Raw genomic sequence first — 8031 nt, 5'->3', positions numbered from 1 at the left:
CCGGCCGCCAGCGCGGCGCTGGGGGCAGCGCCTGCGGCGGCCTTGCGCGGCGCCTTGGCGGCGGCGGTCTTGGTGGCCGCGGCCTTCTTGGCCGGCGCTTTCTTCGCGGCAGCCGCCTTGGCCGGGGCCTTGGCTGCGGCCGTCTTGCCGGCAAAGGCGCCAGCGGCGGGCTTGCGCGGCGGGAACTTGCTCGGCGCGAACTCGAAGTTCACCTTGCCGGCTTCCTTGTCCCAGGCCAGGAAGGCCTTGAACGCGCGGCGCGTGCGCATGGAGACGAACTTGTCGAGCAGATCGGTCTTGCCCGTTTCCAGCAGCTTGTGCATCTGCTCGCGCTCCACCGGCTGCTGCAGGATGATCTTGCCGCTCTTGAAGGTGCAGCTCGGCGTGGGCTGGGCGGCGGTGGGCACGGCCTTGCTGCACACGTAGTTGGCGCCGTGCTCGTGCACGCCGGCACCGCAGATCGGGCAGGGGCCCAGGGACGCATCGGCAAACTCCACCAGCTCGCCCGATTCCTCGGCGTTCTTGTCGTCGCCGAAATCGAACTCGAGCTTGTAGTTGTGCGCCTCGTCGTCGTACTTGATGACGATCTCGGAGGTGAACGGCCAGCCCGCCTTGGAGCGGAATCCTTCGAGTGGCCCGATCTTCTTGTCGCGCAGCAGGGCCTCGGCCTCGGCGGTCTCGAAGGTGCGGCCCGCAGGCGACTTGCCGAAGCTGAAGCCGCAGGGCTCGGCACCGGGCTTGCCCACGCAGGCGAAGCGGCGGTAGTTTTCCTTGACCACGCCGCCGCAGTTGGGGCACGGGGTTTCCAGTGTGGCGTAGTCGCCCGGGATGGTGTCGCGGTCGTATTCCTTGGCCTTCTTGACCATGCGCTCGGTCATGGCGGCGATGTCGGCCATGAAGGACTCGCGGCTCAGTTGCCCCTTTTCCATCTGCGAGAGCTTGAACTCCCATTCGCCCGTCAGGTCGGCGCGGCACAGCTCCTCGACCTCCAGCCCGCGCAGCAGCGTCATGAGCTGGAAGGCCTTGGCCGTGGGGATGATCTCGCGGCCTTCGCGCAGCATGTACTTCTCGGTCAGCAGGCCTTCGATGATGGCCGCGCGCGTGGCAGGTGTGCCCAGGCCCTTTTCCTGCATGGCCTCGCGCAGCTCGTCGTCGTCGATCTGCTTGCCGGCGCTTTCCATGGCGCCCAGCAGCGTGGCTTCGGAATAGCGTGCCGGGGGCTTGGTCTTGAGGCCCTTGGGGTCCACCTGCTCGGTGCGCACGGTCTCGCCGGGCTTCACGGGCACCAGGTTCTGGCCCTTGTCGCCATCCTTGCCACCCTCGACCTCGTCGGCCGCTTCCTTGCCGTAGATGGCCAGCCAGCCCGGCTTGACCAGTACCTTGCCCTCGGTCTTGAAGCTGTGGCCCACGGCGCTGCTGATGCGCGTGGTCACGGTGTACTCGGCGCTCGGGAAGAACACCGCCATGAAGCGGCGCACCACCAGGTCGTAGAGCTTCTGCTCGGCCTCGGACAGGCCGCTCGGCGCCTGCAGCGTGGGGATGATGGCAAAGTGATCGCTCACCTTGGCGTTGTCGAAGATGCGCTTGGAAGGGCGCACGTAGTTGTTGGTCAGCGCCGTGCGCGCGTGCGGTGCCAGGTGGCGCATGCTGCTGTCGGCCAGCATCTCGAAGGTCTGGCGCGCCACGGGCAGGTAGTCCTCGGGCAGCGCGCGCGAATCGGTACGCGGGTAGGTCAGGGCCTTGTGGCGCTCGTACAGGCTTTGAGCCAGCGCCAGCGTGGTCTTGGCCGAGTAGCCGAACTTGCCGTTGGCCTCGCGCTGCAGGCTGGTCAGGTCGAACAGCAGGGGCGATGCCTGGGTCGTGGGCTTGCTTTCCTCGGTGACGGTGGCCTTCTGGCCGCGCACGGCATCGGCAATCGCCTGGGCCTCGCGCTGCGACCAGACGCGGTCGGCGCGCAGCTCCACGTCCTCGCTTTTCTTCCACTTCGGGTCGAACCACTTGGCGGGGTACTCGCCCGCCTCGGCGGCGAAGCTGGCGTGCACTTCCCAGTAGTCGCGGCTCACGAACTTGCGGATCTTCTCCTCGCGTTCCACCACCAGCGACAGCGTGGGCGTCTGCACCCGGCCCACGGTGGTCAGGAAGAAGCCCCCGTCACGTGAATTGAAGGCCGTCATGGCCCGCGTGCCGTTGATGCCCACCAGCCAGTCGGCCTCGCTGCGGCTGCGCGCGGCATGCGCCAGGCCCGCCATCTGCTGCTCGCTGCGCAGGGCGTCGAAGCCATCGCGGATGGCCTGGGGCGTCATGGACTGCAGCCACAGCCGCTTGACGGGCTTGCCCAGGGGCTTGGCACCGCCGGCGTACTGCTCGATCAGGCGAAAGATCAGCTCCCCTTCGCGGCCCGCGTCACAGGCGTTGATGAGTTGTGTCACGTCCTTGCGCTTGGCCTGCTTGACCACCGCGTTCAGGCGCGTCTTGGTCTTGTCCACGGGCTTGAGGTCGAAGTACGGCGGGATCACGGGCAGGTGGGCAAAGCTCCACTTGCCGCGTTTCACGTCGAATTCCTCGGGCGCCTGGATCTCCACCAGGTGGCCCACGGCGCTGGTGACCACATAGCGGTCGTTCTCGAAGTGGTCGTCGTGCTTGTCGAACTTGCCCGCCACCGGGGTCAGTGCGCGCACGATGTCCTGCGCCACCGAAGGTTTTTCTGCAATTACCAGGGTCTTGGTCATTTTTTGGTTTCTCGCCAGTCTGGCTGTCCGGCATCCGGCCGGTCGCTTCTACAATTCGTTGCCTCACGCGTACACGCGCACGCGCATGTGTGCATATTCAAGTTAACAGAGTTTTTGCCATGCCCCGCACCGCATCGACCGCCGCCCCTTCCCATCCATCGGGCCGCCGCATCCAGACCAGGCGCTCGGGCGTGCACGGCAACGGCGTTTTTGCCGTGCAGGATATTGCAGAGGGCGAAGTCCTTGTCGAGTACACGGGCGAAGTGATCGGCTGGGAGGAGGCGCAGGACCGCCACCCCCATGATCCCCTGCAGCCCAACCATACCTTCTATTTCCATGTGGATGAAGACCGCGTGATCGACGCGAAGTTCGGCGGCAACTCCTCGCGCTGGATCAACCACAGCTGCAACCCCAACTGCTACGCCGACGAGCGCGATGGCCGCATCTTCATCACCGCGCTGCGCAACATCGCTGCCGGTGAAGAGCTCAACTACGACTATGGCCTGATCATCGACGAACCCTACACCAAGAAGCTCAAGGCCGAGTACCCCTGCTGGTGCGGCAGCGACAACTGCCGGGGTACCCTGCTGGCGCCCAAGCGCGGCTGGCGTCCCCCGATGCCGCCCGAGCCTGCCGCACCGGCGCGTAAAAAAAGTAACAAAAAGAGCGACGGCGGCGCCGAGGCCCTTCAGACGGCGCAGCCCGCGCAGGGCGCCAGGCCATGACCGCACTCTCCCTGCGCTGGCCTGCCGAAGCCCTCTGGGAAGCCGTGGTGCCCCAACTGCCGGGCTTTTCCGTCGAGGTGCTGCCCAGCATCGACTCCACCAACACGGAACTCATGCGCCGTGCGCGCGCCGGCCTGTGCGACCCCACCCTGCTCGTGGCCGAGCAGCAGACGGCCGGGCGTGGGCGCCTGGGCCGGGCCTGGCAGAGCGACGTGGGAGCCTCGCTCATGATGAGCCTGGGCCTGCCCCTGGCTCCGGCCGACTGGTCGGGCCTGTCGCTGGCCGTGGGGGTCAGCGTGGCCGAGAGCCTGCAGCCCGTGCTGCCTGCCGCCGGGCAGGCGCCCCGTGTCGGACTCAAGTGGCCCAATGACCTGTGGATCACCGGCGACCGCAAGCTCGGCGGCATCCTGGTCGAAACCGCGAGCTTCGTGGCGCCGCAGGATGCCCCGGCGGAGCGCGCCCCGGCGATCCGCTATGTGGTCGTGGGCATCGGCATCAATGTGCTGCCGCGCAGCGGCGAGGGCATGAGCATGCCGCCGGCCAGCCTGCAGGAGCTGGAGCCTGGCCTCACGGCCCCCGAGGCCTTGCTGCGCATCGTGCCGCCCCTGGTGGCCATGCTGCAGTCCTTCGAGGGCTACGGCTTCTCGCCGATGCAGGCCCGCTTCGCGCAGCGCGACATCCTGCAGGGCCGCGCCGTGGCGCTCAGCGATGGGCAGGCCGGCACGGCCCACGGCGTGGGCGAGGATGGTGCCCTGCTGGTACAGACCGCCAGCGGCATGCAGGCCGTCACGAGCTCGGAAATCAGCGTGCGGCCCAGCCCCGTGCTGCCGTCATGAAAGAGGGAGCTGCATGCTGCGCCTGCTCATCCTGATCCTGCTGCTGGCCAATGGCGGCTATTTCGCCTGGTCGCATGGGCATCTGCGCGAATGGGGCCTGGCGCCCGTGCAGGAAGGCGAGCCCCAGCGCATGGGCCAGCAGCTGCGCCCCGAGACGCTGCAAATCCTGCGGGCCCGCTCCAACAGTCCGACGCCCCCGCCCCCCGTGGCCGAAGCCGCACCTGCCTCCACGGCCACCGAGTGCCTGCAGGCCGGTGTGTTCGACGAGCGCCAGGCCGATGCACTGCGTAGCGCTGCCGGTGGCCTGCCGCAGGGCAGCTGGGCGCTGGAGTCCACGCCCCTGCCCGGCCGCTGGATGGTCTACATGGGCCGCTTCGAAGACCAGGAGGCCTTGGACAAGAAGCGCGCCGAGCTGCGTGCGCGCAAGGTGGATTTCGACCGGCCGGGCGGCACGCTCGAGATCGGCCTGTCCCTGGGCCGCTTTGCGACCGAGGAGGCCGCCAAGCGCGAGCTGGTGGCCCTGGGCGAGAAAGGTGTGCGCACCGCCCGCGTGATCCAGGAGCGGCCCGAGTCCACGGGCTTCACGCTGCGCCTGCCGGCCGTGACCGAGGGGCTGCGCCCGCAACTCGACACGCTGCGCGGCGCGCTGGCCGGCAAGGCGCTGCGCAGCTGCAGCTGAGCTGCCGGCGCATGCGGGCCGTGCGCACACAGGCGTCCGATGCCGCCCCCTTTTTCCTTGCAAACCTGATCCCATGACCGAAGAAGCCTCTTCCATCCAGTGCGGCGAGCACGGCGAAGCCACCCCCACCTATGTCTGCGGCCACCTGCACGGCAACCCTGCGCAGCGCTGGTTCTGCGACGCCCCCGAGGTCGACTACCCCTTTCCCGACGCCTGGTGCGCCAGTTGCAATGCCGAGCTGATGAAGGAAGGCGGCGAGTGGAACGAGCGCAACGAAGGCTGTCTGGACCTGAAGATCCTCTGCCACCATTGCTACCAGAAGGCCATGGCCCAGAGCGTCGGCGCCATGGCCGAGCCGCAGCAGCATGCCTGGGAAGATGCCGTGGTCGACGCCCACCATGCGCTGGTCCACAAGCAGCAGGCGCTCGAAGCGGACCACGGCATCTCGCGCTTCGAGCGCTGGGACTACGACCAGGCGCAGGGCACGCTGACCTTCTCGCACGAGGGGGCGCCCAAGGTCGTGGCGGACATCGAGTTCATCGGCTCGGTCTCCAAGGCCAGCGGCACCTGGCTCTGGGCCTGGGCGAACTTCGGCAACCATGCCAAGGTGAGCACCCGCATACCGGCCGTGCGCGAATGGGGTGAGGTGCAGGGCTTTCTGCCATTGACCGTGCCACGCTGGGATGCGGACGTGACGGACGGCTGGGAGCTCTCGGGCGTCGCCGCCCAGGTGCTGGGTGCGCGCGGGGTGTACCGCGCACCCTCCGACCATGGCTACCTCTTCATGGCGCTGATGTCGGTGCGTGCGGTGGGGTAAGAGCCTGTTCAAAGTCTTTTTGCAGCCGCGTTGGGGCGCAATCGGGATGAGTGGATGCTTTGGATGCGCTGCATGGGCTCATGCCCATACAAGCAGCCGGGGCGTCCAATCGCCCGATTTCACTCCAACCCTTCGGGCAAGTGCCTTTTCGGGCGGTCTGCGGCGTTGCGGCGCTTGTTGATAGCTGAGCTATCAACTGCGCACCGCGCCTAGCATCCCATCCCGAAAAGGGACTTGCGCGGTTTCAAAAAAACTTTGAACAGGCTCTGAGGGCCGCCTGGTGCGGCGCCCTGGCTACAGCGGGATCGCCCGCGTCTCCCCGTGCCGCAGCAGCCAGACGCGCTCGGCCGGCACGCCGCGCTCGGCCAGCGCCGCGGCCAGGTCGCGCGGCGGGTGGTCGAAAGCCTCCTGGGTGAGTGCAAAGGTGCCCCAGTGCACGCCCATGGCCTGGCGCGCCTCGACGTCCAGCATCAGCTGCACGGCATCCGCGGGGTTCACGTGCATGGGCTTCATGAAGTCGCGCGGCAGGTAGGCGCCGATCGGCAGGGCCAGGAAGTCCACGGCGCCCAGGCGCTGGCGGATGGCCTTGAAATCGCCGCTGTAGCCCGTGTCGCCCGGGAACAGGAAGCGCCAGGGCTGCGCCACACCGGGCCGGTTCCATTCCAGCAGGTAGCCGCCCCACAGCGAGGCATTGGTGTCGTTCAGGCTGCGCCGGCTCCAGTGCTGGGCCGGGGTGAAGTGCACGCGCACACCGGGCGCCAGCTCCACGCTGTCCCACCAGCCGAGCTCCGTGGTGTTGTCCATCCCGCGGCGCACAAACCAGTCCCTGAGCCCCAGGGGCACGATGAAGCGCGGGTTTTGCCCCGCTGCGCGCAACCGCTTCAAGGTGGCGCTGCACAGGTGGTCGTAGTGGTTGTGCGAGACCAGCACCGCGTCGATGCGCGGCAACTGCTCGGGCGTGAGCGGCGGCGGTACGCGCCGCGGCGCGCCAAAACGGCCCAGCGGCCCGGCATGGCTGGCCAGCGTGGGGTCGATCAGCACATTCAGGCCCGCCACCTGCAGCAGCATGGAGACATGGCCCAGCCAGGTCACCACCGGCGCCCCGTGCCGCTGCGCCAGCAGCGCATGGTCCACGGGCTGCGTCCAGTCGCGCACGAAGCGTGCGTAACCCCCGGCGGGCTCGGTGCGCGGCTTGAAATCACCGCGCAGCGAGCGCCAGGCCATCTCGTACCAGGGGAAGTTGCCGATCACGACCTGGTCATCGGTGTTGCGAAAGCGGCGCGGCGGCGAAGCGGAAGGGGGCATGGGGTCTCTGGCGGAAGGGGGTTGCATGGTGCCTTGGACTGGCGTTCCCGGTGCTTGCTCAGGTGGGGGCGTGCTCGCTGGCTGCAAAGCGCACGCTGAAACGTGCCCCTGGCGGCTGCATGCCCGGGTGGGCGTCTTCGAGCTGCACCTCGGCCCCGTGCTTGCGCGCGATCTCCAGCACGATGGGCAGGCCCAGGCCCGAGCCGTCGGCGTCGCTGCCGAGCGCGCGGTAGAAGGGCTGGAAGACCAGATCGCGCTCGGATTCGGGCACGCCCGGGCCCGAGTCCTCCACCTGCAGCAGCAGCACCCGGCCGAAGGTGTCGGCCAGCACGCGCGCGGTCACCACGCCGGGCCGGTCGGGTGCCGACGGGGTGTAGTTGAGCGCGTTGTCCACCAGGTTGCGCACCAGTTCCTTGAGCAGCGTGGGGTTGCCGTCCACCCAGACGCCGGGCGAGCCGGGCTCGGCCCCGTCGTAGCCCAGGTCGATGCGTTTTTCGAGCGCGCGCGGCACCGAGTCACGCACCACCTCGATGGCCAGACGTGCCAGGTCGCAGGGCTGGCGCGCAAACCCCACACCGCTGCCCTCGGCGCGCGCCAGGGCCAGCAGCTGGTTGACGGTGTGCGTGGCGCGGATGCTGGAGCGCCCGATCTGCTGCAGCGAGCGCTTGAGCTCCTCGGTGCTGGTGCCCTCGCGCTGGGCCAGGTCGGCCTGCATGCGCAGGCCTGCCAGCGGGGTCTTGAGCTGGTGCGCCGCATCGGCCAGAAAGCGCTTTTGCGTGGCCAGCGAATCGTGCAGGCGCGTGAGCAGGTCGTTCACCGAGGAGACCAGGGGCGCCACCTCCAGCGGCACGGTGCGGTCGTCCAGCGGCGACAGGTCGTCGGGGTTGCGCGCGCGGATGCGCTGCTCGAGCTGGTTCAGCGGCTGGATGCCGCGCGCCAG

General features: G+C 68.6%; 7 protein-coding genes. 4 read left to right on the top strand and 3 right to left on the bottom strand.

Annotated features, from left to right (window positions below; translation table 11 throughout):
- A partial coding sequence (locus PMI14_RS16120) for a DNA topoisomerase III (protein ID WP_007856134.1) occupies positions 1-2729 on the bottom strand: 2729 nt, incomplete at its 3' end.
- A 119-nt stretch (positions 2730-2848) separates the two neighbouring features.
- On the opposite strand from PMI14_RS16120, the gene PMI14_RS16115 reads away from it, so the two are divergent.
- The 4 genes from PMI14_RS16115 (at position 2849) to PMI14_RS33585 (ending at position 5786) form a co-directional block, all read left to right on the top strand.
- Positions 2849-3454: an SET domain-containing protein gene (locus tag PMI14_RS16115; RefSeq protein WP_007856132.1), complete on the top strand. Its 606-nt coding sequence runs from the start codon at positions 2849-2851 to the stop codon at positions 3452-3454.
- Positions 3451-4290 (top strand): biotin--[acetyl-CoA-carboxylase] ligase, encoded by an 840-nt coding sequence (locus tag PMI14_RS16110; protein WP_007856131.1) that lies wholly within the window; start codon positions 3451-3453, stop codon positions 4288-4290. The genes PMI14_RS16115 and PMI14_RS16110 overlap by 4 nt, the downstream gene beginning before the upstream one ends.
- Positions 4291-4303: 13 nt before the next feature.
- Positions 4304-4969, top strand: a complete 666-nt coding sequence (locus PMI14_RS16105; RefSeq protein WP_007856130.1) for an SPOR domain-containing protein — start codon at positions 4304-4306, stop codon at positions 4967-4969.
- A 73-nt stretch (positions 4970-5042) separates the two neighbouring features.
- Complete coding sequence (locus tag PMI14_RS33585) at positions 5043-5786, top strand: DUF6882 domain-containing protein (RefSeq protein WP_007856129.1); 744 nt, start codon at positions 5043-5045, stop codon at positions 5784-5786.
- 294 nt (positions 5787-6080) lie between these two features.
- On the opposite strand, the gene PMI14_RS16095 is transcribed toward PMI14_RS33585, so the two are convergent.
- Both PMI14_RS16095 and PMI14_RS16090 read right to left on the bottom strand, forming a co-directional pair.
- Positions 6081-7091, bottom strand: coding sequence for an MBL fold metallo-hydrolase (locus PMI14_RS16095; RefSeq protein WP_007856128.1), 1011 nt, complete (start codon positions 7089-7091; stop codon positions 6081-6083).
- Between the two features lie 58 nt (positions 7092-7149).
- Positions 7150-8031: HAMP domain-containing sensor histidine kinase (locus tag PMI14_RS16090; protein ID WP_035204117.1), on the bottom strand; the 882-nt coding region annotated here is incomplete at its 5' end.

This window comes from Acidovorax sp. CF316, from assembly GCF_000276605.1.
GTDB lineage: Bacteria > Pseudomonadota > Gammaproteobacteria > Burkholderiales > Burkholderiaceae_C > Acidovorax.
Note: the sequence above shows the minus strand (reverse complement) of the source record. Positions and strands in the feature narration are given on the sequence as shown.